The 26,003-nt window shown below is 70.0% G+C and carries 17 protein-coding genes and 1 pseudogene; 5 read left to right on the forward strand and 13 right to left on the reverse strand.

Annotation, left to right across the window (positions count from 1 at the left end; all coding sequences use genetic code 11):
• Window positions 1-749: 749 nt before the first annotated feature.
• Entirely contained in the window at window positions 750-1,880 is a 1,131-nt protein-coding gene (locus tag AB0953_RS30235; protein ID WP_366862752.1) for an XRE family transcriptional regulator, read from the forward strand.
• Here the strand turns inward: AB0953_RS30235 and AB0953_RS30240 are convergent.
• The 5 genes from AB0953_RS30240 to AB0953_RS30260 form a co-directional block, all read right to left on the reverse strand.
• On the reverse strand, window positions 1,864-2,640 hold the full coding sequence (locus tag AB0953_RS30240; RefSeq protein WP_366862753.1) for an NUDIX domain-containing protein: 777 nt from the start codon (window positions 2,638-2,640) through the stop codon (window positions 1,864-1,866). The genes AB0953_RS30235 and AB0953_RS30240 overlap by 17 nt on opposite strands.
• A gap of 195 nt (window positions 2,641-2,835) precedes the next feature.
• Entirely contained in the window at window positions 2,836-3,819 is a 984-nt protein-coding gene (locus AB0953_RS30245) for a PD-(D/E)XK motif protein (RefSeq protein WP_366862754.1), read from the reverse strand.
• Window positions 3,816-6,533, reverse strand: coding sequence for a Z1 domain-containing protein (locus tag AB0953_RS30250; RefSeq protein ID WP_366862755.1), 2,718 nt, complete (start codon window positions 6,531-6,533; stop codon window positions 3,816-3,818). Before AB0953_RS30250 ends, AB0953_RS30245 begins: the two co-directional genes overlap by 4 nt.
• Entirely contained in the window at window positions 6,517-7,947 is a 1,431-nt protein-coding gene (locus AB0953_RS30255; RefSeq protein ID WP_366862756.1) for an ATP-binding protein, read from the reverse strand. The genes AB0953_RS30250 and AB0953_RS30255 overlap by 17 nt, the downstream gene beginning before the upstream one ends.
• A gap of 295 nt (window positions 7,948-8,242) precedes the next feature.
• Window positions 8,243-9,117 (reverse strand): IS5 family transposase gene (locus AB0953_RS30260; RefSeq protein ID WP_366862757.1). Its coding sequence is split into 2 segments (ribosomal slippage): window positions 8,243-8,724 and window positions 8,724-9,117, totalling 876 coding nucleotides; the frame shifts between segments, so codons are not numbered across the junction.
• Between the two features lie 953 nt (window positions 9,118-10,070).
• Between AB0953_RS30260 and AB0953_RS30265 the strand changes: the two genes are divergently transcribed.
• A complete protein-coding gene (locus AB0953_RS30265; protein WP_365592845.1) occupies window positions 10,071-10,178 on the forward strand; it encodes a glutamine synthetase in 108 nt (35 codons plus the stop codon).
• A 183-nt stretch (window positions 10,179-10,361) separates the two neighbouring features.
• Here AB0953_RS30265 and AB0953_RS30270 read toward each other — a convergent pair whose 3' ends face one another.
• The 4 genes and pseudogenes from AB0953_RS30270 to AB0953_RS30285 form a co-directional block, all read right to left on the reverse strand.
• Window positions 10,362-11,012, reverse strand: coding sequence for a hypothetical protein (locus tag AB0953_RS30270; RefSeq protein ID WP_366862758.1), 651 nt, complete (start codon window positions 11,010-11,012; stop codon window positions 10,362-10,364).
• A 228-nt stretch (window positions 11,013-11,240) separates the two neighbouring features.
• A pseudogene (locus AB0953_RS30275) lies at window positions 11,241-11,619 on the reverse strand (ATP-binding protein); the annotation flags it as partial.
• A 203-nt stretch (window positions 11,620-11,822) separates the two neighbouring features.
• Window positions 11,823-13,910 carry a PIG-L family deacetylase gene (locus tag AB0953_RS30280; protein WP_366862759.1) on the reverse strand — a complete coding sequence of 696 codons (2,088 nt, stop codon included), beginning with the start codon at window positions 13,908-13,910 and terminating at the stop codon, window positions 11,823-11,825.
• A gap of 287 nt (window positions 13,911-14,197) precedes the next feature.
• Entirely contained in the window at window positions 14,198-17,320 is a 3,123-nt protein-coding gene (locus AB0953_RS30285; RefSeq protein WP_366862760.1) for a PIG-L family deacetylase, read from the reverse strand.
• A 272-nt stretch (window positions 17,321-17,592) separates the two neighbouring features.
• Here AB0953_RS30285 and AB0953_RS30290 point away from each other — a divergent pair, with 272 nt between their 5' ends.
• Window positions 17,593-20,580 (forward strand): bifunctional [glutamine synthetase] adenylyltransferase/[glutamine synthetase]-adenylyl-L-tyrosine phosphorylase, encoded by a 2,988-nt coding sequence (locus tag AB0953_RS30290; RefSeq protein ID WP_366862761.1) that lies wholly within the window; start codon window positions 17,593-17,595, stop codon window positions 20,578-20,580.
• A gap of 173 nt (window positions 20,581-20,753) precedes the next feature.
• Window positions 20,754-21,392 (forward strand): flavin reductase family protein, encoded by a 639-nt coding sequence (locus tag AB0953_RS30295; protein ID WP_366862762.1) that lies wholly within the window; start codon window positions 20,754-20,756, stop codon window positions 21,390-21,392.
• Window positions 21,393-21,428: 36 nt separating this feature from the next.
• Here the strand turns inward: AB0953_RS30295 and AB0953_RS30300 are convergent, their stop codons facing one another.
• The 4 genes from AB0953_RS30300 to AB0953_RS30315 form a co-directional block, all read right to left on the reverse strand.
• Complete coding sequence (locus AB0953_RS30300; RefSeq protein WP_366862763.1) at window positions 21,429-22,610, reverse strand: hypothetical protein; 1,182 nt, start codon at window positions 22,608-22,610, stop codon at window positions 21,429-21,431.
• Between the two features lie 74 nt (window positions 22,611-22,684).
• Window positions 22,685-23,533: a helix-turn-helix domain-containing protein gene (locus AB0953_RS30305; RefSeq protein ID WP_366862764.1), complete on the reverse strand. Its 849-nt coding sequence runs from the start codon at window positions 23,531-23,533 to the stop codon at window positions 22,685-22,687.
• 549 nt (window positions 23,534-24,082) lie between these two features.
• Window positions 24,083-24,322, reverse strand: a complete 240-nt coding sequence (locus AB0953_RS30310) for a hypothetical protein (protein ID WP_366862765.1) — start codon at window positions 24,320-24,322, stop codon at window positions 24,083-24,085.
• A gap of 431 nt (window positions 24,323-24,753) precedes the next feature.
• A complete protein-coding gene (locus AB0953_RS30315) occupies window positions 24,754-25,446 on the reverse strand; it encodes a hypothetical protein (protein ID WP_366862766.1) in 693 nt (230 codons plus the stop codon).
• A 125-nt stretch (window positions 25,447-25,571) separates the two neighbouring features.
• Between AB0953_RS30315 and AB0953_RS30320 the strand changes: the two genes are divergently transcribed.
• The gene (locus tag AB0953_RS30320) at window positions 25,572-26,003 is read left to right on the forward strand and encodes a GNAT family N-acetyltransferase (protein WP_366862767.1); all 432 of its coding nucleotides are present in this window, start codon (window positions 25,572-25,574) and stop codon (window positions 26,001-26,003) included.

Raw genomic sequence — 26,003 nt, forward strand, 5'->3', positions numbered from 1 at the left:
CGCCCGTACGTGACGGGCGGGGGGAGGCAACCGGCCGCAGAGCTGTGAGTCCCGCGGAAGGGTGAGAGGGCCGTGCGGGCGGAACCGGCAGTTCGGCCGGGATCCGCCTCGCACGGCGGTCGTGCGATGACACGAGGGGCATGGCCGGCCGTAAGGGTCCAGCACGGGCGGCGCCCGAAGATGTCGAAGGAACACAGCAGCCTCCGAGTCAGAGGGGCGAGGCTTCACCGGCACGCCGTTGCCACGGCGCCCCGGTCCCGAGCCTGAGATTCGGGTGCGTCATCGTCACTGCTCTGACGCCAGCAGGGCGGCGCGCACCGGGTGGCACCCCAAGGGGCGTTCTCCAGAGCCAGCACGCGGAAAAAGTGGCCGCCGACGACAACCCGTCGCCATGGGGACGGGGATCACGCCCCGTCTCATCTCACTTGGCACGCTGTTCAGTTCTCAAGGAACGAGTGCTTCCTTCAGGCCCCTTTCGAGGGCCCTCCGGGCGTGTTCGGGCAGACCTAGCCGGACCCCTTAGGGTTCAACTGGTGCGCACCAGAAGGATGGCATCTGGTGCGCACCAGATGCAACCCCTTCTGTGTTCGGTGAGGTGTCTTGGTGCTGCCCGGCGTGACTTCAGGAAACGGCGGAACCGGGGGTCGCCGATAGCCAACTGGGGTTAACCTCAAAGGTGTTAACCCGCTCCCACCTGCGGCGATTTGGTTGACCGGCCGGGAGCGCGCACTCACTCGGAGGCGATGCACGTGGGCATGGGCTTACGGTCCGTACGGACGGCGCGGGGATGGTCGCAGGACCGGCTGATCTTCGAAATGGAGCGGTACGCGCAACAACGGCTCCTGGACATCGCGTCCACGGCAAGCCTGAAGACTTACGTCTCGGAGTGGGAGAACGGTAAGCGCGCCATCAGCGAGCGGTACGCCGTGATCCTGCGGCCGCTGCTTGGCGTCACCGATGCCGAACTGCGGGGTGAGCCCGTGAAGCTGATCCCTCAGCAAACCGACGGGTACGAGGACCTGCTCAGCCGAATCGACTCGGCACGGAGCATCAGCGAGACCATGGTGCAGACGTTCTTCGACCAGACCGAGTTATTGCGGACGATGGACCGGCAGATGGGCGCCGCTGGCCTTGTAGACCAGATGGCAGGCCATCTGGTCGGGATGGAGGATGCGCTGACCTTCGCCGTGCTCCCCGGCACGCGTCGGCCAATCGCAACCGCTCTGGCCGGTGCGGCCACCCTTGCGGCGTGGCAGGCGCTGGACGCCGGGGCCGTCGAGCGGGCATGGCGACACTACGAACTTGCGAAGCGCGCGGCCCAGGATGCTGACGCTCCGCTCTACCTCGCGCACGCGATGGGCGAGCAGGCCTACGTGCTGCGCGACGCCGGCCGCCCAGAGATGGCGGTCGAACTGATCCGGGACGCACAGCGCACCTACGCCGACCGGCACTCTCCGCGACTGAAAGCGTGGCTGAGCGCGGCGGAAGCTGAGCTGTGCGCTGCGGCAGGCATGGGTGACGATGCCCGGCGCGCTCTTGAGCAGGCGGAGGCCATGCTTCCGGATGGTGTGGAGGCCCGAGACGCCGACATGCTGAGCATCTTCCTCAACGGTGGCCACCTTGCTCGCTGGCGCGGCAACGTGCTCGCGACGCTCGGCGACAGTGCGGCGATGGAAGAGCTGTATGCCGCGTTGGGCACGGTCGACCCGTCGTTCGTTCGCGCCAGGTCTGGCCTGCACAGCGACCTCACGCAAGCACACCTCGCCCGCGGTGAGCTGGACGAAGCGCGTTCACACCTTCAGCAGGCACGGCTATTGGCGAACCGCACGGGGTCCGTGCGGTATCGCCGGCGCGTGGAGTTGCTTACCGGGCGGCTGTAGGCCGCGAGGAGAGCAGATGCAGCAGGGCGACGAGCGTTCCAGAGCCCATCAGCTTGCCCTCTGCCATCAGCCCCGGGATCTCGTCCAGGGGGATCCACGCGACATGCCCGGCTTCCTCGGCGTCGGTCGGCTCCCCCACCTTCGTCGCGCCGCGGGCCACGAAGATTTCGTGGGGCGAGTCCACCATGCCGATCATCGGCTGGTAGGTCACCACGTGCTCGACCGTGGCCGGCCGCCAGCCAGTCTCTTCCTCTGTCTCCCGGGCAGCCGTGACGGCGGCATCCTCGCCGGCGTCCACGATACCGCCGGGTAGCTCCCAGCCCCATTGGTCCGGCACGAAGCGGTAGCGCCACAGCATGAGCACACGGTCTTGCTCATCCACGACGGCGGTGATCGCCACGTGGTGAAGGCGTACGACGTGGTGCTCGAAGCGCTCGACGCCGGGCGGCTCCACGTCGACCAGGTCGAGGTTCACCCAACGGTTCTCGTAGATGCGGCGGGAGCCATGGATCTTCCAGGGCTCCAGCTCGCCCGGTGCGGGCACCTCGGATCCGCCCACGATGCGGTAGGCGCTGCGCCCGTATGCCCTGATGAAGCGCTCGCTCGCAAGCCGGGCGAGCACCTGCCGCAGGGCAGTACGGCCGATCTCAAGCTCAGCGCTCAGGGTGCGTTCGGACGGCAGCTTGTCGCCGGGGGCAAACCGACCCGACTCGATCCAAGACCTGATCGTCTCGTAGACCCTCTGCGTCTTGGGTCCCATCCTCGGCGCACACTCCCGGATCGTCGGCTGGTGCTCGCCAGCGTAACCGGGGAGGAGTGCGGATGACTCAGCCATAGGAATCTCTCTCGCTTCCGAGGTGCCCGTTCCGGAAGAGACCACCCCGCTGCTGGGTGGTCTCTTCATGCTGCCGGGAGGAGACGGTGCGGTCGACGCCCGGGAAGCTCGGTACAGAAATCAGCCGGGCGACCAGTTGCTAGGGTTGGTGGAGATGAGCCAGGGACCACAAGCAGTCAGGTCGAGGTCGTAGGACACTCTCACAACCCCGCCCGGCAGCCCGTCAGGAAAAGAATTAAGAGTTAGGCAGGGGAAGCCATCTGCGACCTGGTACAGCGATTCTTCAACAATGCGGTAGGGGGTCTCATGGGCCTTGCGTTGGGCAGGGCTGTATCCCCGCTTTCCAACCTTCTGTAGGAACCGTTCTCGGGCAACCGGGTGATCAGCCAAGTCGGCCGCAACTCTGTCGACGAGCTTGGGAAGCGTATTGTTGGCGAGTTGATCTCGGGTCACCCGGAGGCTGAACAGAAATAGATCCCCGGTCTCCGGAGCTGTAAGTTGATCCAGGCTCCGGATGGTGTGGACGCTTCCGGCGTCACCTCCACGGGCGGTCGCTTTGACCTCCACGGAAGAATTGGGCCATTGGAAGTCGTGGCGGGACCCTTCAGAGCCTGTCCAGGCGTCGATGTGCGCAGGTGTCACGCCGGCCCACCGAACGAGGAACCACAGTTCCGCGAAGAGGGCCAAGGCGTCGTTGCTGGTGAGACGGCCGGAATCCACCTCCCAGAACCACTTCCAACGCTCAAGAACGTCGCCCACAGCGACTGCCCTTTCCGCTCCACTGAGCCCTTCAGCAGCGTGGATGATGTCAGCGGCTACAGCAGCGAAGGTGGTCACTGCTGCTGCGTCTAGGCAGGCAATATCGAGATAGTCACTGACGGGTTGACCAGCCACCTGGTGTTCGCCCACTCTGACTTGAAGCCCCTTAGTCATGGTACTCGGAGCCTGTGTGCCCGGCGGTACTCGGAGCAGCAGATGGCAGTGCCTGTCCGTGTCTACCGCGGCCCACATGTCATCGGTCGGCAACCTTTCCGCAGAGAGCAGGCCCGGGGCTGGGGCATTGGGGATCTGGCTCCACAGGAACTCAAGTTCAGCCGCGTTCATTGGCGCTTTGCCTTCTGTCCGACCACGTAGGAAAGACTGCTCGGGCTATTGGAGTAGGGAAGGGAAACCGAGTACGCCAAAACACAGTCCGGCTGCTCGGATTCCGCGTCAAACAACCTTCTTCGGTTCTGCGTGTTAGCGCCGCGGTCGCTGCTCGGATCGATGGGGTAGAGGACTAGCAATCCCTCTCGCGATGACCGCTGGGACCTGAGCGCATCGCCAAGCCTGGTGAACTCTCCCGCCTCCTGCAGCCTGTGTGCCTCTTTGATCTGGGTCTCGGTGAGGCCTTGCAGCTCATCCTCCGGATCGGTGACCACACCCAGTGAACTGGGGTCCTTGGCGAGCCTGCTGCGTTGGATCATTGCCACCTCGGGATGTCCCGCGATGCCCAAGTCCACTGCGCGGTGCTCCCTCTGCGGGCTGCTAAGTGAGGAGACCATTACTCGCCAGGACACCAGTTCATTGTGTTGCGTCTGTGCCTGAATGTAACTCGCCACGGAGTGCACGTCGAAAGCGCTCTGCTCGCTGAATCGGAACCGGTCGATGAAGCGAACGACTGCCTCAGCATCGACGTCCTCCCAGATCAGACGGCCAGTCTCTACGTGTGGTGCTCCCAGGGGTCCTAGGAGAGTCCGGGCAGCTCGGAGATTTTCGCTGCACAGGTCAAGGATGGTGGGTTCGTCAAAAGGGAACCGGAGGGTCTGGAGTTTCCTGCCGTCGAAGGATTCTTGCTTGAGTGAGACGTCCTTCATCTTGTTCTTAGCTGTTGGCAGCATCTTCTCGTGGCTGCGGATCCGTGGTGCTGCTTGCAGCGGTGTGAGTTTTCGGCGCGCGTAGTGCTCGATTTGCCGCCGAAGTTCCTCCTCGATCGTGGCTAGGTCGTGGAACCACGTGACGAGCCTCTGGGTGCTGTACAGGCGGGTCAGGTCGACATAATCACCTCGGTATCCAAACCATCGCCCCATTTGCAGAAGCGTGTCGTAGTAGGGGCTGCGTCTCACGAAGTACGAGACGAGAAGTCCCTCGACGGTGACGCCCCGCGAGAGCTTGTTTCCGCCCACCAAGACTGCTTTGAGGTCCGGTTCGCTTTCGAAGTCGAGCTCGTCTTCGTGGTTTGAGTTCAGGACGCGGACCTCTACTCCGGGAGTGAGTAGAGCGTTCAAGTGCTGCTCCAGCTTCTCGAACGGTGCGTCGTTGTCGAGGTCCACCGACGAGGTGAGGGGACGGAATTCTGTGTCCCATCGATCTCTCAGCGTGGGCAGGAAGTTTTCACGGTCATAGCGCCACTGCTGACGCATGTGACCGAGCTCGGCAGTTATCGCTGCTGCGAGCTTGTCTTGGGCCTCCTTGCGCATGTCAATGTGCACGAGCATGGTGCAAGGCTGATCGGTTCCGCTTCGCTCCATCCGGCCGGCAGTCGCCAGCAGGAAGTCCATGAGAGCAGCTTTGAGGGTCTTCGGGATCCTGGGGGAGTAGGGTTTCTTCTTTCCCCTTGGAGGGATCACCTGCTCTACTTCGGTCTCAGGCACGAGCCGAATAACGTCAAGCCCGTCGACTTGGTCTGCCTCACCTGGGAGCTGTTCGCGGCCGAACAAGCGTTCAGGGCCGACGTAATTGTGGCCTGGAGGGTGAGGAAGCGTGAGGATGAAGTCCTGTGGAAACAGGTCGTCCCCACCTACGCGGTCCTCCGCATTGGGGTTGATGAGGATGTTGGCGAAGGGGGTCGCCGTATAGGCAACGTAGGACACACGTGCGAAACAGTGCAGCAGTCTCCTGATGCAAAGGTTGATTGCGCTGGGATCCAGCTCGGCGTCTGCCGGTGTGTCACCGTCGAAGTCTGCTGCCCTGAGGTCAAGGACCTCAGACACTGGCTCGTCATCTGGGCGGTTGCCGCCGGTGTTGACCGACGCCTGGTCGGCCTCGTCGTCGACCACGAGGACCGGGACATGCTCAGGAACCTTGTTCTCGAGCCATTTGAGGAGCCTCTCCAGGCGTGTCTTGTTCTTCTTCACTACCAGGATGACCTGGTTCTGTCCCTGCAGAGGGCCGACGTTGACGCCCGGATCGAAGTCGCCATCGAGGTCGTCGCGGGTCAACCAGGTCCAGTACTTGTCCGGGTCGCCTTGTCCGACTCCTGCGGGAAGCGGAACGTTCTCGTGGCCGAGGTCGCGCTGAAGGCGCCTCTGCGTCTGCAGGCGCAACGTGTTGTGGAGACCGGAAAGCACGATGATGATTTTGTAGCCGGCGTCGGAAGCCTTGGCTATCAGGGCGGAGAAGTTACTGGTCTTCCCGCTCTGTACATGGCCCACGACCAAGCCGCGCACCCTGAACGGTTCAGGGTGTCGCGGGTTCTCGAGGTGAGCCAGGACTCGGTCGCTTGCCAGGTCGACGCTGTCAATCTCGTAGTCTTCCCGGCGCAGTATGTGGCTGAGGAAGCGCCGCTGACGTGCCCAGTAGTAGCCCTCGGCGGTGTCCCAGCTGTCGAACCAAGGACGCGGCCCGCCCGTGGCGCTGAGCTCGGTTGGACGCACTCTGCGGATGATCGTGGTGGTCCGCTGCTGTTGTTCCCAGTACCGGCGAACAGCGTCGTGATCCTCCTGCGGTACAAGACCGGGGTAACGCGAGAGACTTTCCTCAAGAGACAGCTTGTCTCTGTCCATGATGGCCTTGAGGACGAACAGGTGTGCTTCTACGCGGTCACCAACCGAGGTCATGAGCTGTCTCCGGGGACATGGTGCGAAGGGCGGATGCGATCCTGCTGAGCGCCTGACTCTCACCGGCCTGCTCTGCGGCGGCTTCCAGCGCCTGACGAGCTGACTGTGGTGCAGCTCCCGGTACACGCGAGACTGTGCCAACCTCCCGATGATCCACCAATGTGGATGGTGAAGTTGCGGGCTTGGGGCTCGAGTCTCGTTCAAGACTGTGACTGTGATCGCTTGAGGGCGTACGCGCGGTGGGCACTGACGGGGTCGATGCGACACCTGTCGTCCTGGTCCGTCGAGGTTGCGGGTTCGGAGGTCGTTGCTTTTGCCGGTACGCAGCATCAGCGACCCGGCTCCAGTCCTTGACCAGTGGGGTGAGCTCCTTGCGCAGCTCCGCGGGCAGCGTGACAGAGGCCTTGGCGACGTTCACGCCGAAGGCGCTGTCGAGCTCGGGGAAGAACTCCAGAGATACGCGAGCGAGCTTGACGTGCTCCTCGACGGCTCGTAGGCGACACCAGCCACCGGACTGGATCAGCCGGTCGGCTCGGTAGATGTAGAAACCCTGCTGCCGATTCCAGCTCTTGGGCCCAGAGGCTCGCTTCCATGCAGCCTGTGAGGAGAAGTGGTTCTGGTTGGGAAGCACGAACGGACTCAGATGCACGATCCCGTTGCCCTCCGAAGAAGACACCTCGATGTCCTCTTCATGCAGGGCCGCGGCACTCGGCTCGGTACGGCAGAAGGGGTCCCATGCTTCTACGGAAGTCCCGTTCACAGTGATTCGGAGTGGCTCCCGGTTGGCGACCTCTCCAGCAAGGAAGCGGTGGAACACCATGCCCAAGTGTTCGTCGATGTCCTCAGCATGGGAGATCAGTTGCTTCTTCGCCCATCCGCCGAAGGGGTCTTGGTACTGCAGGAGGCGGTCGAGGCCTTCCCACAGGACGACCGTGCCGGAAGCGTCATCGAGCAGGGACCGGGCCGGCTCGGGCAACTCGTCCGGAGTGAGATCGAAGATCTGCCAGTCGTTGACCCTATCGATGTGGTCGAGGTCGAGCTGACGGGCCTCCAGCTCGGCGCCTGGAGTCTCTGCACGCGACACGACGGTCACTCGTCGACACTGCGAAGTGGAGGCCGACTTGAGTCCGAAGCCGAAGCGCCCCAACTCCGTCCTGCCGTAATCGCGCTCGCTTCCGTAGCGGAACGCCTCGGTCAATGTGTCGGCGTTCATGCCTCGCCCGTTGTCCAAGATGCGTATCCAGGAGCGTGCGCCGTCGAAATGCACCGTGACGTGCACATCCGTCGCATCTGCGGAGACGCTGTTGTCAACGATGTCTGCCACCGCGTGACGCAGGTCGTAACCCAGGTTGCGAAGCGAAGTCAGCGTGCGTCGTGCTCTCGGCACGACTTGGATGGTCTTGCGTACAGCCACGAACGGCCCCCCACTCGAAACTCCCCTAATCCTGCCATCCAGAACAGCCTGTGACGATCAGTTCGCCCGACGGCTGCCTGGGGTGAAAGGGGCAGCGATCCTCGCCAAGCGGGCCTCCAAGGGTGGTGTTGACGGTGCCGGCCACGGCGCCTCTCCGGTGTAGTCGCTGCCCGTGCCCTTACGGCTCTTGCTCCGCTGCGCGTCAGCAGGGCTGACGGCTACGATCGACGCATTCTCCGGAGCCGTATGCCCTGCAGCGGGAGGGGAGCACTAGGGTCTGTTGCGAAAATGCTGGTCACAGCCATTCGTTGATGGCTGCGACCAGCACGGTCGCTTCGTAGCGGACGGCGAGTTTGTCGTACCTGGTGGCGACCGCCCGGTGGCGCTTGAGGCGGTTGATGCCGCACTCGACCGCGTGCCGCTGCTTGTAGTCGTCCTTGTCGAACTTTGGCGGGCGGCCGCCGCGGGAACCGCGCTTCAGCCGGTTGCGGACCCGGTCCGCAGGAACCGGAATCGTCGCCTTGATTCCGCGTCTGCGCAGGTAGGAGCGGTTACTCCGGGAGTCGTACGCCTTGTCGGCCCGCACACGGTCCGGCCGCTTGCGCGGCCTTCCGAGCCCGACCCGGGGCACCCGGATCGCCTCCAGGACGGGTTCGAACTGCGGGGAGTCGCCCCGCTGCCCGGCCGTGATCACCACCGACAGCGGCTTTTGTCCCTGCTCGACCGCGAGGTGAATCTTGCTGGTCAGTCCGCCGCGGGAGCGTCCAAGTCCGTGGTCGGCCGGCTCGACGAAGACGCCGCCGGGCGGCTCCTTCTGGAGGTCCCCCTTTTCGCCGCTCCAGCGGCGTGCTGGTGGGCCCGGCAGACGGTGGAGTCAACGTTCACGTCCCAGGTGATCAGGCCCTTGGCGTCAGCTTCGGCCTGGAGCTGGGTGAGGATCCGGGCCCACGTCCCGTCTCGCTGCCAGCGCCGGAAGAGGTCGTAGACCCGGTCCCATGGCCCGTAACGCTCGGGCACGTCCCGCCAGGGAGCGCCGGTCCGGGTCCGCCACCGTATGCCGTCTATCAACTGCCGCCGCGTCCATACCTGCGGACGGCCCGGCTTGATGCCCGTCGGCAGCAACGGCTCAAGCCGGGCCCACTGGCCATTCGTCAGATCATCACGTCCCACGACAGGTGATCATCAACGAACAAGATCCACTTTCGCAACAGACTCTAGGGGCCCGCCGCTGCTGACGGCAACCGTTGACGGCAACGCCAGGGTACGTCGGCAGATCCACGCTGGCTGTGGAGGTGCACCCCTCTTACCTGTATGAGTCGATCCCGTGATGCCGTGCTCGACCAGGCGAACTTACAAAGCAGCTGTCGCCGACCGTGCGGCACAGGTTGGGTTCGCAGCCCATTCGCGGACCGGCGGAGCAGGCAATAGCGCCTCCAGGCCCGTGACCAGCTGAACACGTGGGACGCGCGGGGCCTCCGGAGCCGGGTGCTCCGCCATGCTTCCCGTTCGCTCCCTCTGCGCCTTCCCTCACCGCGTCCGCGGCGGGACGATGCCGGCGTCCATATGGCCGCAGGAGAGAAAGTGGGTGCAAGGAGAGTGACTCAGCCGACGTGCGGAGCCCGGAACGAGAGTGGGGGCCGCTGCAAGAACAAGGCGATCATCGGGAGCGGACAGTGTGCCAAGCACCAGGGACGTTGGACTCCACGTGGGCAGGCTGAGCAGCAAAGGAAGGAAGCAGAAGCCGAGTTACGGAAGCTCCGCAAGAAGAAGCGACCTGGTACGTGACCAACTGCTGAGCCGTTTACGGGTTCACACATACAGCGGCGTGTACGGACCGGTCCCGCTGTGGGGGGACGCTCTGGGAGAAGCTGGGGAGAAAATCTTGAGAAGGAAGGCTCTTGGACGCCTTCCTGACCAACGATTGCCAACGCTTCGACCTGCGTCGATTCCGATCGCGGCAGGTTGCTCCGCGGGCCGGACCTCATTCGGGACGAAGAGGTCGTGGGTTCCGCCGACGTCTGGGCCGTCCCTGGGCCGTCGGAGGGCGGCCGAGGGCGACCAGCGACGACCAACTACGACGTCTGCGGTCCCGCTGGATACAGCTCCGATGGCATGGGCGGCAGGTGGGCGGAGCTGGTCATGACTTCCTCCGCAACAAGAAGCAGGAGTGGGAGGAATACCGCTCGGAGGTCACGGCCTTCGAACTCCGCAAGAACCTCCCGGTCCTGTAACCGCGGTTCAGACCAGGTAGAGCCTGGAACTGGCGATCGGAGCCGACGGTGGCGAACCGTCGGCCCTGACCCGTCTCACTCGCCCTGGCCCCTCCCTGGGCCGTCAGCGTGGAATCGGGCCCCTCGTCCCGGAGTTGCATCGACGGGCGCTCCCGGCCGGGGAGCGCCACGGGCAGCCCGGGGTTAGCCGCCACCCGAGCCGACTGAGGCCGAACCACCGGACGTCCAGCGGGAGTTGGGCTGCGGACGATCGCGCCTGCTGCGCTCGGTGCGCAGCGCCACCACGGTCCCAGCCGGGCCGAGCAGAGCCTTCAACGCGTCGGCGAGCCGCTGCGGGTCGCCGGCGAACGGGAGCTCGATCCGCTCCCGGGCGCCCCGTAGGACGAGTTCCAGCTCGAGCGTGGAGACGGCCGGCTTGTAGTCCCCCTGGTACGGCTCCACCACCTTGTGCATCAGCCGCACCTCGCGCAGGGTATTGACGGGCAGCCAGACGTCCGGCCCGGCGGCCCGGACCAACCGCAGGGACGCGGGCACCCTGGCTGGCGCGAACTCCACCCGCAGGATGTCCCGGGCCCGGGAAAAGGTCAGCGCCGGCCAGCCGATCAGGTACTCCAGCCCGGCGATCACTCCCACCACCACGAACACGGTCGACGCCCGCGCCCCGGCCAGCGCCATCCAGAGGGCGACGACCAGGGTCGGCACGCCCAAGGCGAGGGGAGTGAACAGCGCCGGCCCCATCGAGATCAGCGCGTTCCACACCGGCCCGGTCGGGCCGGTGCGCAGGACCAGATCCGTCGAGTCGGGGCCTTGTCTCAACAAGGGATCGGTGGCCATGCCTCCAGCGTAGGACCGGTCCGCAAGAGCGCCTTGACCATGTCCAGCCGGGGCACGGCCTCTGACGGTACGTAGCCCTCAGTCGGCGGGCTACCAGCGCTCGAACCACGGGTCGGGCCGCTGCTCGGCGGCGGCCATCGGCGGCCCGTGCGGCGCGGTCCAGAACATCCCGCCCTGCTCGGTCGGCGACGGGAGCGGCGGGCGGGTCATCTCGATGGAGCGGGCAGTCTAGGTGCCCCAGTCGACGACGACACCGCGCGCGCCCAGGACGGGCTGGAGACGCTTGAGACGGTCGGAGAGGACCTTGCCGGCGGTCGGCCACCCCTTCGATACGGCGCGCAGGCCGTCGCGCGTGTAGAGCTGGGTGAGGCAGTGCGGCCACTCGGACGACGTCATCCGCATGTCCGCGGGCCTGGGCGGCGCGGACCTTGACGGTGACGTCGAGCAGGGAGCCGAGGATGACGGGGAGGAGCTCCTCGAACTCCGCCCACAGCTCCGCCTCGGTGCGCCGCACCCGGGGGCGTTCCAGGCATGCCGGTCAGCACAGGGGCTTGCGGTAGCGGGAACGCACCACGTCGCCGTCGGTGAACAGAGCGCGCTCGGATGAGGCCGTGGAGGCCCTGAGGGTTGCAGCGGACGGCGAGATCCCGCTCGCCGCGCTCTCAATACGCCGGCGTCCGAAACGGTGCACAAACCGCTCGTGCAGAGCCTTCGGTTCACCCGCCCACGACCGGGCACCACCACGTTCCCCACCCTCGATGGAACCGACGAGCCACCTGCCCAACCGTCACCGCAAACACCGTTGCAGTACTAGGTCTGGGGGAGTACCGCGCGGCGCCAGGTGGTTCGGGGGGGTTGGGTGGGGTCGGGGGTGGTGGGTGGGGTGGTGGTGATGTGGAGTTCGGCGTCCAGGCCCAGGACGGCCGTGGTGGTGGCGCCCGCCTGTTCCAGGATGCCGGCCGGGGCGCCTGCGTAGAGCATCTTCGATTCCGTCCAGGCCGGGGGGCCGCCCAGGCCGGTGGTGCTGATCGTGCCCGTGTCCGCGCGGCCCGACAGGAGGCGGCCCGCGACGCCGACCGCGCCGTAGCCGGCCCGGCCGCCCGCTTCGGCGATGCTGGAGAGCTGGGGTTTGCCGCCGGGGCCCGCCGTGGCCAGGGCCGTGCGGACCACGCCCGAGTCGGGCCGGCGGAAGTACAGGCGGATGCCCGCGCCCTCCGGGACCGCGGTGAGCGGGACCGTGGTGGCCGGCAGGTTCGTCGGGAAGGGGCCCGCCAGCGGGGCGCCGGGGGCGGGCTGGATCCAGGCGACGACCGTCTTCGCCGTGGTGGCGTACACGTGGCGGCGCCCGGCGGCGTCGGTGGCCGTCACCGGGTCGCTCTGGAGGTCCTCGCCGCCGAGCTGCTGCCAGGGGCCGAAGGTGCCGTCGGGCTGCTGGAGGCGGGCGCGCAGCGTGCGGTGGGAGTCGCGTACGTACACCGTGAGCAGTCCGTCCGGAGAGACGGCGGCCGACGGGGTGCTGATCGCGGAGGTGCCGTCCTCGTCGGCCGTCTCCGGGGTGCCGAGCACCTGCCACGCCCCGAACGGGCCGTCGGGGGCGGCCTGGACGGCGTAGACCACCTCGCGCCGGTAGTCGGGGCCGAGCGTGGTGCGGGTGGCCAGGACCGCGATGCGGCCGTCCGGGAAGCGGGCGGTGCTCGCGCCCGGGTCGATGCCGGTGCCGGGCAGCAGGGCGGGGCCGGTCCAGCGGTCCGGGTGGCCCTGGCGGGTCCAGACGGCCATCTGCCCGTCGAGGGCGGCGAAGGCCCACAGCCGGCCGGGGGTGCCGGCGGTCAGCCAGGAGGAGGTGTCGCCGCGGGCGTAGCGCAGGGACTGGGCCCAGTTGCGGCCGGTGGGGCTGCCGGCCACCTTGCGGTCGCCGCAGCCGGAGGGGCTGCCGCAGTAGTTCTCGTGGTCGAGCCAGGCGTACGTCTTGAGGAAGCCGAGCTTGGTCTCGGCGGTCTCGGGGTCCAGGGCGTGGGGGAGGCTGCCGTTGTGGTAGCCGAGGTAGTTCTGCACCGCGAACCGCGGGCGGTCGGCGACCCGCTCGGCGTACGCGGCGGTGGCGGCCTGCACGAAGCGGGCGCCGTACATGTGGTCCTGGTGGTCGGTGTACTTGCCGGTGTCGTGGTAGCGGCCCGGCGTCGGGTCCTGCATGCGTATCGTCGTCGGCCGGTACCGGGCCAGGATCCCGGCTATCGCCTGTATGACCTGGTCCTTGGTGTACGCGGGCGGCTGCTTGACCGGGCTGCCGGAGGAGAGCTGGGCGCCGAGCGCGGGTATCTTCCCGTTCCACAGGCCGCGCAGGCTGTCCGGGTTCTCCGCCGTGGGGTTGCGGGCCTCGCGCAGCTGCAGCCAGACCAGGTGGACCTCGGGCCGGGCCACCAGGACGTCGAGCTCGGCGGAACCGCCGCCGTCGGTGGGTATGACGGAGCGCTTCCACGGGCTGGTGCGGTCGCCGGTGGCCATCTGCGCGTAGGCGGAGCGGATGCCGTTCTGCCGGGCCTCCGCGTAGTGGGCGCGGTCGGCGGGCTGTTCCGGGTCGCGGGCGGCGCCGCCGTTGGCCTCGTTGCGGCCGTCGGCCTCGCCGGAGGTGAGGTAGACGGTGGTGAGCGAGGTGCCGGCCGCCAGGGTGCGGCTGAGGTCGGGGTTCATGAAGAACAGGTCGTCGTCGGGGTGGGCGACGACCTGGACGACGGTTCCGGACGTGACGCTCGCCGGGACGGCCGCGGCCGGGTTCCTGTCCTGGGTGGCCTCGGCCGACGTCTGCTCGCCAGTGGCGACGGCGAGCACGCCGGTGGCACCGACGGTGAGCACGGGCAGCAGGGCCGCGAGGAGGAAGCGGCGGCGGGCAATCGGCATCAGGTCTCGCCTTGGGGTCGTTCCGGGCGGAAAAACCGCTGACAGTCAGTGAGAGGCCAAATCGGGGGACTTGGTTCACCGATGTGCTCGATGACTCGTGCTTTCCGAAAGAGACCGGATGCGATTGTGCCGTGTGGGGCTGCGGTCGGCGGATGCGGGTCGGCATGTGGGCCCCTTGGTCCGTGGCCCCCTTGGTCCGTGGCCCCCTTGGTCCGTGGGCGCCCGGTACGTGGGCGGCCGCCGCTGGTGCGGTCCGGCTCCGCCCGACGTCCTGCCTGGCGTCCCGTCTACCGTCCCGCGTTGCGCGGGCCCACCGGCTGCCACGGTGCCAGGTACGCGTCCCCCTCGTCCCTCGACGAGGTCACGTACAGCCGCGCATCGAGCCCCACCACCGCCAGGCTGACCGTGTTCCGGCCGGTCATCGCGGCCGACGGCGCTCCGACGAACATCAGCCCCGACCGCTCCCACGCCCGGCCCTGCCCCAGGTCGGAGCCCAGCTGCCCGCCCGCCGAGCGGCCCGCCAGTACGTGCCCGCTCGCCGCGACCGCGCCGAAGCCCTGGAGCCCGCCCAGGTCGGTCATGTTGTTCACCTTGGGCCCGCCCTCGCCGCCCGTCACCAGGGCCGTACGGACATTGCCCGAGCCCGGCTTGCGGAACCACAGCCGCACCCCGCCCTCGCGGCCCTCCGCGGTGAGCGGCAGCGTGGTGTCCGGCAGCCCGGTCGGCGCGGCCGGGCCCAGCGGGGCGCCCGGCTCGCGCTGCGCCCAGGCCGTGACCGACTTCGTCGTGGCCGCGAACACCATGCGCCGCCCGGCGCCGTCGGCGGCGGTCGCGGGGGTGCCGTGCAGGTCGCTGCCGCCGTACCGCTCCCACGGGCTCCAGCCGCCGTCCGCGCCCTGGACGCGGCCGCGCAGGGTGCCCGCGCCGTCGCGCACGTACGCCGCCAGCCGGCCGGTGCCGTCGGCCGAGACGGCGGGGGCGCTGATGTCGGAGGTCCAGGTGTCGTCCGCCGTCTCGGGCGTGCCCAGGGACTGCCAGTCGCCGAACTCCTTCGCCCCGGGCGCCTTCTGGACCGCGTACACGACCTCGCGCCGGTAGTCCGCGGGGCGCGCGCCGAAGGACGTACGGGTGCCGAAGGCGGCGATCCGGCCGTCGGGGAGGGCGACGGCGGAGATGCCGGGGTCCATGCCCGTTCCGGGGAGCAGGTCGGGGCCGCTCCAGGGGCCGATGGGGCCGGCGCGGTGCCACAGGGCGACCTGGCCGTCGAGGACCTTGAAGGCCCACAGGCCGTGGTCCTTGTCGGAGGCCAGCCAGGAGGTGCCGGTGCCGCGGGCGTAGTTGATGGAGGAGGTCCAGTTGTTGCCCGCGGGGTGGTCGGCGACCTTCAGGTCGCCGCAGCCGGCGCCGCTGCCGCAGTGGTTCTGCCTGTCGCGCCAGGCGTATATCTCCATGATGTCCAGCTTCCGCTTGGCCTCGTCCGGGTCCAGGGCGCTGGGCAGCGAGCCGTTGAAGTAGCCGACGTAGTTCTGCACCGCGAAGTGCGGGCGGTCCTTGACCTCCTTGGCGTACGCGCCGAGGGCGGCCTGCACGAAGCGGGCGCCGTAGAAGTGGTCCTGGTGGTCGGTGTACCGCTTGGTGTCGGGGAAGCGGCCGGGCGTCGGGTCCTGCGCGCGGACGGTGGTGGGCCGGTACTGCTCCAGGACGCCGACCAGCGTTTGCACCACCTGGTCCTTGGAGTACGAGAACCGCTGCTTGACCGGGCTGCCGGAGGCGAGCGCCGATTCCAGCCGCGCCGTCCGCTCGTTCCACAGGCCGCGCAGGCTGTCGGGTACGTCGTCGTAGACGCTGCCCGCCTCGCGCAGCTGGAGCCAGACGAGGTTGACCTCGGGCTTGGCGGCGAGCACGTCGACCTCGGCGTGGCCGCCGCCCCGGGTGGCGACCGTGGTGCGCTTCCAGGCGCTGGTGCGGTCGCCGGTGGCCATGGCGGCGTACGCGGCGCGGATGCCGTTCTGGCGGGCCTCGGCGTAGGCGGGCTTGTTCGGCGGGGTGGAGGCCTGCTTGGCCTCGCCCGCGTTGATGCCGTCGGCTTCGCCGGAGGTGAGGTACACGGTGGTGACGGGGTGGCCGGCGGATATGGAGTACCGCAGGTCGGGGTTCATGAAGTACAGGTCGTCGTCCGGGTGGGCGACGACCTGCAGCACCCGGCCGGGGTCGGGTGCCTCGGCGGCGCCGGCGGCCCCGGCCGCCGCCGTCCTGGCGGGGGGCTCGGGGCGGGCGGAGAGGCCGCCGAGCGCCTCGTTGCCGCGGAGGACGAGCATGCTGCCGGCGGCCACGGCCGCGAGGAACCCCACGGCCTTGACGAGCCGCCGCCCGACCCGGCCCCGGGCGGCCCGGCTCCCGCTCCGGCTCCCGCCGGAGGCCCGGCGGGCGGCGTGCGGGGCTGCCTCGGCGCCGTCGCCCCGGCCCCGGCGCGCACCGTCCGGTGCTTCGTCCGCGTCACCACGGGCCCGGCGTGCGGCGCGCCGCGTGGTGCGGCGCCCGGCTGCGGATTCCGCTTCGGCCGTACGGGAGTCGGTGCGGGCGCGCCGTCGCGGGGCTGCGGCCCCGGCTGCGCCGGTCCGGTCGGCTGCTTCTGCTTCTGCGGCTGCGTCGGCGGTGCCCGTACGGGCGCGGCGGGCCGCGGCGCGGCCGGGGCCGGGCGGGTCGGCCGGGGCGGATGCCGGGGCGGCTGCGTCGGGGTGGCCGGTGTCGCCGTGGCCGGGGTCGTACGGCGCGCCGACGGGGGAGCCGGCCCAGGGCTCCTCCTCGTACCCGGCCGTGGCCGGGCCGGTTGCGGGCACGCCGGAGCCCGGCGGCCGGGCCGCGGCCTCCCGGGGCTGCGCCGCACCGGCAGCTCCATGCGCCTCGGACGGGTGGCCCTGCCAGGCCGGTTCGGGCGGGGCGGGGGTGAACTCGTGGGCGGGCCGCGGGGACTCCGGGTGGCCGGGGGCCGCGAACCGGTGGTCCGGCCACGCGGAGCCGCCCGCGGCCTCAGCATCCCAGGACGGGATCGGCTGCTGCGCATACGGCGGCATGCCCGCGCCGCCGGGGGCGGGGTGCCCGTATGCCGACGGCCCGGGGTACCCCGCCGGGCCCGGATGCACGTCCGGGTAGGCGTGCGGCGCCAGGGCCTCGTACCCGGGGTCGGGGTGGCCGTACGCCGACGGGGCCGGCTGCTGCGCATGCGGCGGCGTGCCCCCGATCACCGGCGGCACGCCCGGACCGGGCAGCCCCGTCGCGGGCGGGGCCGGGTGCACGTCCGGGTAGGGGTGCGGGTCGTGGGGCGCGTACCCCGGGTCGGGGTACCCCTCCCAGCCCGCGCCCGGCGGACCGGCATGCCGCGGCCCCGTGCCGGGGTGTCCGTCGGGCATGTGGGTCCTCGTGGCCGGGTCGGCAGCAGGGCAGGCAGGCCCCCAGCCCCCGGTGTCGGAGGCCGCCGAAAGGGTCAGTGTTCAGGCGAGCGATTAGATAATCCGACAATCCGCCTCATGGTACGTGCAGGGACACGCCGTGAGTCGAACGCCTGCTCCGGCTAGGCTCGCCCCAGGTGCACGAGGGAACCTGCCGCCGTCGGCGGTAACACCGGCAACACCGGCAACAGCGGCAGCGCACACGGCAGACGTACGTACGCAGGAGGCGGCGGGTGACCACCCCGGGACGCAGGAGCAGTACCTTCATGAGGCTGCTGCGCAGCGGCTTCACCGACCCTTCGGCCGCCGCCCGGCTGCTCGACTCCGACGCGCTCGCCGGAGTCCGCACCGACCCCACCCTCCTCGACGCCCTCGGCGCCACCGCCGACCCCGACCTCGCCCTCCGCGGCCTCGTCCGCCTCGCCGAGGCCCAGTCCGCCGAGGAGCGCCCCGTCCTCCTCGACACGCTCGTCAGCGCCAAACCCCTGCGCGACCGCCTCCTCGGCGTGCTCGGCGCCTCCGAGGCCCTCGCCGACCACCTCGCCCGCCACCCCCGCGACTGGCACGCGCTCGTCACCTACGAGGCCGCCGACCTGCACCCGGGCCTCGCCGAGTTCGAGCACTGCCTCGCCCAGGCCCACGATCCCGTCGCGCTGCGCATCGCCTACCGCCGCTGCCTGCTCTCCATCGCAGCCCGCGACGTCTGCGGCACCATCGACGTCGCCCAGACCGCCGCCGAGCTCGCCGACCTCGCCACCGCGACCCTGCGCGCCGCCCTGCGCATCGCGAGCGCCGCCGCCCCCGAAGACGCGGCGCAGTGCCGCCTCGCCGTCATCGCCATGGGCAAGTGCGGCGGCAACGAACTGAACTACGTCTCCGACGTCGACGTCATCTTCGTCGGTGACGCGGCGGGGGGCGCCGACGAGTCCAAGGCCCTCCAGGCCGCCACCCGCCTCGCCTCCCACCTCATGCGGATCTGCTCCGAGACCACCGTCGAGGGCACCATCTGGCCCGTCGACGCCAACCTCCGCCCCGAGGGCCGCAACGGTCCCCTGGTCCGCACCCTCGCCTCCCATCTCGCCTACTACCAACGCTGGGCGAAGACCTGGGAGTTCCAGGCCCTGCTCAAGGCCCGCGCCGTGGCCGGCGACCCGGAGCTCGGCGCCCAGTACATCGACGCCATAACACCGCTGGTCTGGCAGGCCGCCGAGCGCGAGAACTTCGTCGCCGACGTGCAGCAGATGCGCCGCCGCGTCGTCGACAACATCCCCGCCTCCCAGGTCGACCGCGAGCTCAAACTCGGCCCCGGCGGCCTGCGCGACGTCGAGTTCGCCGTGCAGCTGCTCCAGCTCGTCCACGGCCGCAGCGACCCCGCCCTGCGCTCCGGCACCACCCTCGCCGCGCTGCACGCCCTCGCCGCCGGCGGCTACGTCGGGCGCGCCGACGCCGCCCAGCTGAACGACGCGTACCGGTTCCTGCGCGCCATGGAGCACCGCATCCAGCTCTACCGGCTGCGCCGCACCCACCTCGTCCCCGAAGACGAGGCCGACCTGCGCCGCCTCGGCCGCTCCCTCGGCCTGCGCACCGAACCCGTCGCCGAGCTCAACAAAGCCTGGCGCCGCCACGCCACCGTGGTCCGCCGCCTCCACGAGAAGCTCTTCTACCGGCCGCTCCTGGACGCCGTCGCCCAGCTCGCCCCCGGCGAGACCCGGCTCTCGCCGCAGGCCGCCGGCCAGCGCCTCGAGGCCCTCGGGTACGCCGACCCGGCCTCCGCCCTGCGCCACCTGGAGGCACTCGCCTCCGGCGTCACCCGCAAGGCCGCCATCCAGCGCACCCTGCTGCCCGTGATGCTGGGCTGGTTCGCCGATTCCGCCGACCCGGACGCCGGACTGCTGAACTTCCGCAAGGTCTCCGACGCGCTCGGCAAGACCCCCTGGTACCTGCGCCTCCTGCGCGACGAGGGAGCCGCCGCCGAGAACCTGGCCCGCGTCCTGTCCGCCGGCCGCCTCGCCCCCGACCTGCTGATGCGCGCCCCCGAGGCCGTCGCCCTCCTCGGCGACCCCGAGGGCCTCCACCCCCGGACGCACGAGGCCCTCGAACAGGAGGTGCTGGCCGCCGTCGGCCGCGCCGACAGTGCCGAGGCCGCCGTCGCCGCCGCCCGCGGGGTTCGCCGCCGCGAGCTCTTCAGGACCGCCGCCGCCGACATCATCGCCTCGTACGGTACGGAGGACAGCCCCGCCGAGGAGGACCGCGGCGCCCTCGTCGACCGCGTCGGCAACGCCGTCTCCGACCTCACCGCCGCCACCGTCGCCGGGGCCCTGCGCGCCGCCGTCCGCGACCAGTGGGGCGAGACCCTGCCCACCCGCTTCGCCGTCATCGGCGTCGGCCGCTTCGGCGGGCACGAACTCGGCTACGGCTCCGACGCCGACGTCCTCTTCGTCCACGAGCCCCGCGAGGGCGTCGACGAGCAGGAGGCCGCCAGGGCCGCCCAGGCCGTCATCGCCGAGATGCGCCGCCTGCTCCAGCTGCCCACCGCCGACCCGCCGCTGCTCATCGACGCCGACCTGCGCCCCGAGGGCCGCTCCGGCCCCCTGGTGCGCACCCTCCCCTCCTACGCCGCCTACTACCGGCGCTGGTCGCTGACCTGGGAGAGCCAGGCCCTGCTGCGCGCCGAACCCGTCGCCGGCGACCCGGACCTCGCCCGCCGCTTCATCGAGCTGATCGATCCGCTGCGCTACCCCGCCGAGGGCCTCGGCGACGACGCGGTCCGCGAGATCCGCCGCCTGAAGGCGCGCATGGAGTCCGAGCGCCTCCCGCGCGGCGCCGACCCGACCCTGCACACCAAACTGGGCCGCGGCGGACTCAGCGACGTCGAGTGGACCGTCCAGCTGATGCAGATGCGCCACGCCTGGGCCGAGCCGGGCCTGCGCACCACCCGCACCCGCGAGGCCCTGGCCGCCGCCCGGGCCGCCGGCCTGATCCCCGCCGAGGAGGCCCAGATCCTGGACGAGGCCTGGGTCCTGGCCACCCGGGTCCGCAACGCGGTGATGCTGGTGCGCGGCCGCGCGGGCGACACCTTCCCCTCGGAGGCGCGCGAACTGGGCGCCGTGGGCCGCTACCTGGGCTACGCAGAGGGCACGGTCGGCGAAATGCTGGACGACTACCGCCGCACCACCCGCCGCGCCCGAGCCGTCGTCGACGACCTCTTCTACGCCGGCTAGGAGCGGGTCCCGGTCGGCACCGGGCCTGCTCCGGACGATCGCTCCACTCGTCCGGAGCGCGACGTCGTATTACCGCCAGCGTCGGCGTCCCGCTCGCGAGAGAGTCAGCGGCGGTTCGTGTGCTCCCTGATCGCGGACCCCTCCGTCTGCCACTGACGCGAAAGGCGCCTCGCATGCACGTCGTCCCCGGGCTCAAGGTCCTGTACTTCGGAACCCCGGTGGTGCTGATCAGCACACTCAACGAAGACGGTACGGCGAACCTCGCGCCGATGTCCTCGGCGTGGTGGCTCGGCCAGTCCTGCATGCTCGGTCTCGGGAACAACGCCCAGACCACTGCAAACCTGCTTCGGGAAGGCGAGTGCGTGCTCAATCTGCCCTCGTCCGCGATGGTCGATACCGTCGACCGGCTCGCGCTCACCACCGGAAAGCCGGCGGTGCCCGACTACAAGGCGAAGCAGGGCTACCGCTACGAGCCGGACAAGTTCTCCACCGCGCAGCTGACCGAGCAGGCATCGGACCTGGTCCGGGCGCCGAGGGTCGCGGAATGCCCGGTCCAGCTGGAATGCAGAGTCGTCTCGGCCCGTCCTTTCGGCGGTCCCGAACCGCAGGCCACCGCCTTCGAGGTCGAGGTCCTTCGCGCTCATGTCGAGGAAGACCTGGTCATCCCGGGGACGCACCACGTGGACCCGCTCGGCTGGGACCCGCTGATCATGAAGTTCTGCGAGTTCTTCGGCGGAGGGCGCAACGTGCACCCGTCAAGACTCGCCGAGGGCTGGAACATGCCGCACCGGCTCCGGTCGACGACCGTCTGAGCGGGCATCCGGCGGCGGACCGAGCCCGGCGGGACGTCAGGTGCGGGTGACCACGCCGCAGCCCTCGTCGTCCTGGCGGCCGATGTCCCTGCTGCGGTCGTACGGATCCGTCGGCGGGCCGCTCGGGGCCTCTCCCGCGGGCCGGGCGTCGCTGGGGAACGACGGGTGCAGGAAGCCGTCGTGGACGCCGCACGCCGAGTTGCCTATGTCGTTCGGGTAGTCGACCACCGCCAAGGTGCCCGCCGTCACCGCGTACCGTTGCGGGTCGTCCAGGGCCACGGTCAGCTGGCGGCGGACGACGGTCCGGGCAACCTCGTCCGAGCCAGCCTTCGCCCGCACCAGCGGGTACACGAAGGTGTAGTCGGCCTTGACCAGCACCTCACCGGGCCGCTGCCCGGCTTCGAAGGTCATCCGTCCGCGGGTTTTGACGACGCTGCCCACCAGCCGGACCTCCGCCGGGTCGAAGCGGGTGAACATCCCTACGGGGTCCTGGTCCTTGCCGGGCGCCTCCAGGCCCTTCACCAGCATTCCGTGGACGCTCTCCTGCCGCGGTTCCAGCAGCTTCACCGCCGCCTCCGGCCGGCCGCCGCCCAGCGTGGCGGGGTCCAGGTTGGACAGCACCAGCAGCTGCTTGGTCCGCTTCAGCCCCTCCGCGACCTGCTCGGCCGTGAGCCCGCCGAGCGCCTTCGCCTCGGGCAGCTCGATGGCGGCCTCCCCCTCGGCCCACTGGACGGCGGGAGACCCTCGGAACGGCTCCTTCAGGGTGGGGCGGTCGGGGTGCTGTCCGGTCGGCGGCGCCGTCGGGCGCACCGACTCCGCCGCCAGCGGCTGCCGGTTCTTCGCGTCCTGGTCGGCCTTGCCCGTCAGCCGGTCGATGAGCAGCGACGGCTTCAGCACCACGAGGGCCAGCCCGGCGATCAGCACGACGGCGAGGGCCGGCTTGAGGCGACCACGGCCGCGCCTGCTCTCCTGCCAGGCCGGCCCCGTCCGCCAGCCGGGCGGCTCGTTGCGCACGGGCTCGGCCTTCCGCCGGAACCACCTCCCGCGGCGCCCGGCGGCCGCGGCCCGCTCGGCATCCTCCTGCCGCAGCCGCTCGGTCACCATCCGCGCCCGCGCGGACGGCTCCTTGGGCCCCTGCCCGGGCTCCTCCGCGGCCCGCCGCACGAACTCGGCCCACTCCTCGTCGCTGACGGACGGCCGCTCGCCACTCGCTCCCACTGCTCTTGCCCCACCCTTGTCTGTCGTGATCACGCGCCCCCGAGCATCGCACGGCAGGCTGACAGCCGGCCGGTTCAGGCGGCCGCGGGCGCAGCGCAGGCCGAGCAGTCGCCGGGGGTGGGGGAGCGGAAGGCCACGCGGTCGCAGGTCCGGCAGGTCTGGATCGGGTGAACCTCGCGGTTCCCGGGGTACGGGCCCCCGGGCGCCGGATGGTCCGGGAGGCGGGGCGGGATCAGCTCGCGCAGACGGTGAGCCAGCAGGGCGTACGGGGAGTGGATGGGGGTGAGGGGCAGGCCGCCGGTCAGGGTGGCGGTCACCGCTGCCGGGCGCAGACCGCGCTCCAACCAGGCCGCCACGGCCGGGGCCAGGCGGGCCACGTCGCGCTCCGAGAGCACCAGCCGGGGATCCCGCAGCCGCAGGCGGGCCAGCAGCGACCGCGCCTCCGCGTCCGCTTCGGGAGTGGGGGCGGCCGTCGGCTCCGGGAGCGGCGGCTGCGGCTCGCCCGCCGGGGCCGGTACGGGGTCCGGGGCGGGACACTGCTTCGGCTGCGGGGGCGGCTGCTCGCCTTCGGCTTCCGCCTTCAGCGCGGGCGGGTTGTTGTACGAGACGGTACGGGTGACCACCCGGCCCGTGGACAGCCGCTCGTGGAAGCGCGCCAGGTACCCGTGCCGCTCCAGCTCGCGCAGGGCGGAGGCGATCCGGACCTCGCCTTCCGGGAAGCGCTCGGCGAGGGACTTGACCGTCACCCTGGCCCCGGCCGGGAGCGACTGGATGTGCGTGGCCAGGCCGATCGCCGTGATGCTCAGCTCGCGGTGCTGGGCGAGGTGGTTGCCGATCTTGACGTACCGGTCGCGGTGCTCGCGGTTGATGTGCCGGATGCCCGACGGAGGGCATGCGGGCGCGCTAGGCTGCCGATCAGCCATGGGGAAGGTCCTTCGCTTCCTCGGCGGTTAGGCCCTCGACGGGATGGCAGTCCCGTGCGAGGGCCGTTCGCGTGTGTGGGGTTGTCGAGGCTGAGCTTGCACCGCGAAATGGCATATGCGCCAGCCGGGTTGGCCGCTTTCACCCGACCGGGTGAGGGGGAGGGGGGTGGTTTGGCGAGGTCATTTCCCCCCGGTTATTTGTCTTTATGCGTCGGGCGCCACCGGCCGCCGGCCGACCGGGTCGTGGAAACCTCGATCCGGCGAAAGCGGACTTTCTGCTTCGTGCGACGTGGCCTGCCCGGACCTGCGTGGTGGGATTTTCAGGACGGGTGAACTCGGTGCGTACGGGAACCGCCGTCCGCACGGGCTGCTCAGGACCGAGGCGTATGCCGTGCGTGGTACGAGATGCGGCGGCCGGCCTGCGCCCCGGAAGAGATGAGCGGTATGTCGCGGCACGCAGGGCCCGACGAGGAATCAATTCGCTGAGGATCACAGGGAATGTAAGTGCGGACCGCCGGATCGGCGGACCGCACAGGGTGATTCGACGCGTCAGCAGTCGTCGTCGTCGTACCCTCCGCCCCAGTCATCGTCGTCGTACCCACCGCCGTGGTGTCCGTAGCCGCCGTCGTCATCCCCACCGCCGCCGTGGAAAACGGAGGCGACGGAGGTGACGGGGTGCGTGGGCACGGCTGCCGAGGCAGCACCCGCGGCGCCGAGCGCGGCGCCACCCGCCATCAGGACACCGATGGCGGACACGGCGAAGAGCCGGTTCGCTCTGGTTGCATGCATGATTCACAACCTCTCGCAGTTGTGGAACTCATTGCGGCACGAAATCGCCCTGCCTCCTCTCGCAACGTAGAGGGAGGTCTCCGGTCACCGGGTGAATATTAAGAGGGCGTATACGCCGTCAACCCGGTTTATTGGGGCCGCGAACCTTATGCACAGGAACGCAAGATTCTCAGACCTCGCATTCCATGCGGGTATATGAGAGCGCATCCCGCAGTTGCGGCCTTCTTCCACCCATGATAGTCACCCTCTCGCGACTCGTCATCTGGGTCGTGAACCTGGCTGTGCATTGCGCCTTCGGTGCCGTACGGAGGCGTGTTCTGGTCCCGGCGCGCAGCCGATGTGCGCGGCCGGAACGGAACCTCGAGCTGCAGGATTTCTCGTCGCTGCGGGACCCGCAGGTGTGGCGGCCCCCGCGCCGGCCCTGCCCCGCCTCACGCGCCTGCGGGCTGCCTCGCGTAGTGGTCCAGGTAGGACCGCAGCTGCGGCTCGAGGCGGGACGCGTCCCCGCCGCCGTTTATCTCGTGCCAGAGGCAGTTCTCGATCCAGAAGCGGTGGGCGAACTCCTCGAACGACGGGGCGCACCACACGATCGACTGCTGCCGGATCTCGAGGGGGATGGCGTCCGCGTCGGCCTCGTGGTCCACCGGCGAGACCACGACGAACGCCTCGCCCGTCGGCCGCAGGTAGAGGTACCAGTGGAGGCAGTCCTGCTGGTCCCGCAGGAACCGGACCAGGAACGCGCCCGGCTCGACCGGGCTCGGCAGCGGCCGCGACAGGCTGGTCCAGCAGGCGGTCACCGACACCGCGTCGAGCAGGCGTGAGGTGTGGGAGCCGGTCTGGAACGCGGTGAACTCCGGCGGCAGGGTCAGGCCGTGTGCCGACACATCCTCCGCCAGGGCCGTCAGCTCCGCGACCAGCTCGGGCAGGGGCTCGCCCGCACCGCCGCCGCCCGCCCAGTCGAAGGCGCCGGTGTACCGGGCCGGATCGAGCGGGGGCACGCTGTCGTACGCGTAGGCCTGGTACGTGAAGTCGCACGGCCGGTACGCGCCGAGGTCGGTCGCGAACCACCTCGCCTCGAACCCGCCCGTCGTGGATGCGGATACCGCCTGCTCGCTGTCGGCCATGGCGACCGCCCCCCTGTGACTCTCCGTGATGTGGACTGGTGTCAGCATCGCACCCGCCACTGACAACGCCCCGTCCCGCCGGAATTCGCTCGCCCCGGCCGCGCGGGGGTTGGTTGGATGCCCGCATGAGCACGGGACTGCCCGAGGGGTTCGAGGTTTCCACCGACACGGCGCGGCTCGATGCCGCGCTGGTTCACCGTTGGCTGTCGCAGGATGCGTACTGGGCGCTCGGGCGCAGCCGCGAGAAGCAGGACCGGGCCATCGCAGGGTCCTTGAACTTCGGGGTGTACGAACGCGTGTCGGGCGCCCAGGTCGCCTATGCCCGGGTCGTCACCGATCGGGCCACTTTTGCGTGGCTCTGCGACGTCTACGTGGACCCCGGGGTCCGCGGCAAGGGGCTCGGCGGGGCGCTCGTCGCCGCGGTGAAGGAGCATCTGGAGCCGTACGGGCTGCGCCGGATCCTGCTCGCCACCGCCGACGCCCACGAGGTCTACGCCCGGGCCGGGTTCGAGCCGCTGGCCGTGCCGGGGAAGTGGATGGCCTTCGGGCAGCAGTAG

Source organism: Streptomyces sp. NPDC046866, from assembly GCF_040704625.1.
Classification (GTDB): Bacteria; Actinomycetota; Actinomycetes; order Streptomycetales; family Streptomycetaceae; genus Streptomyces.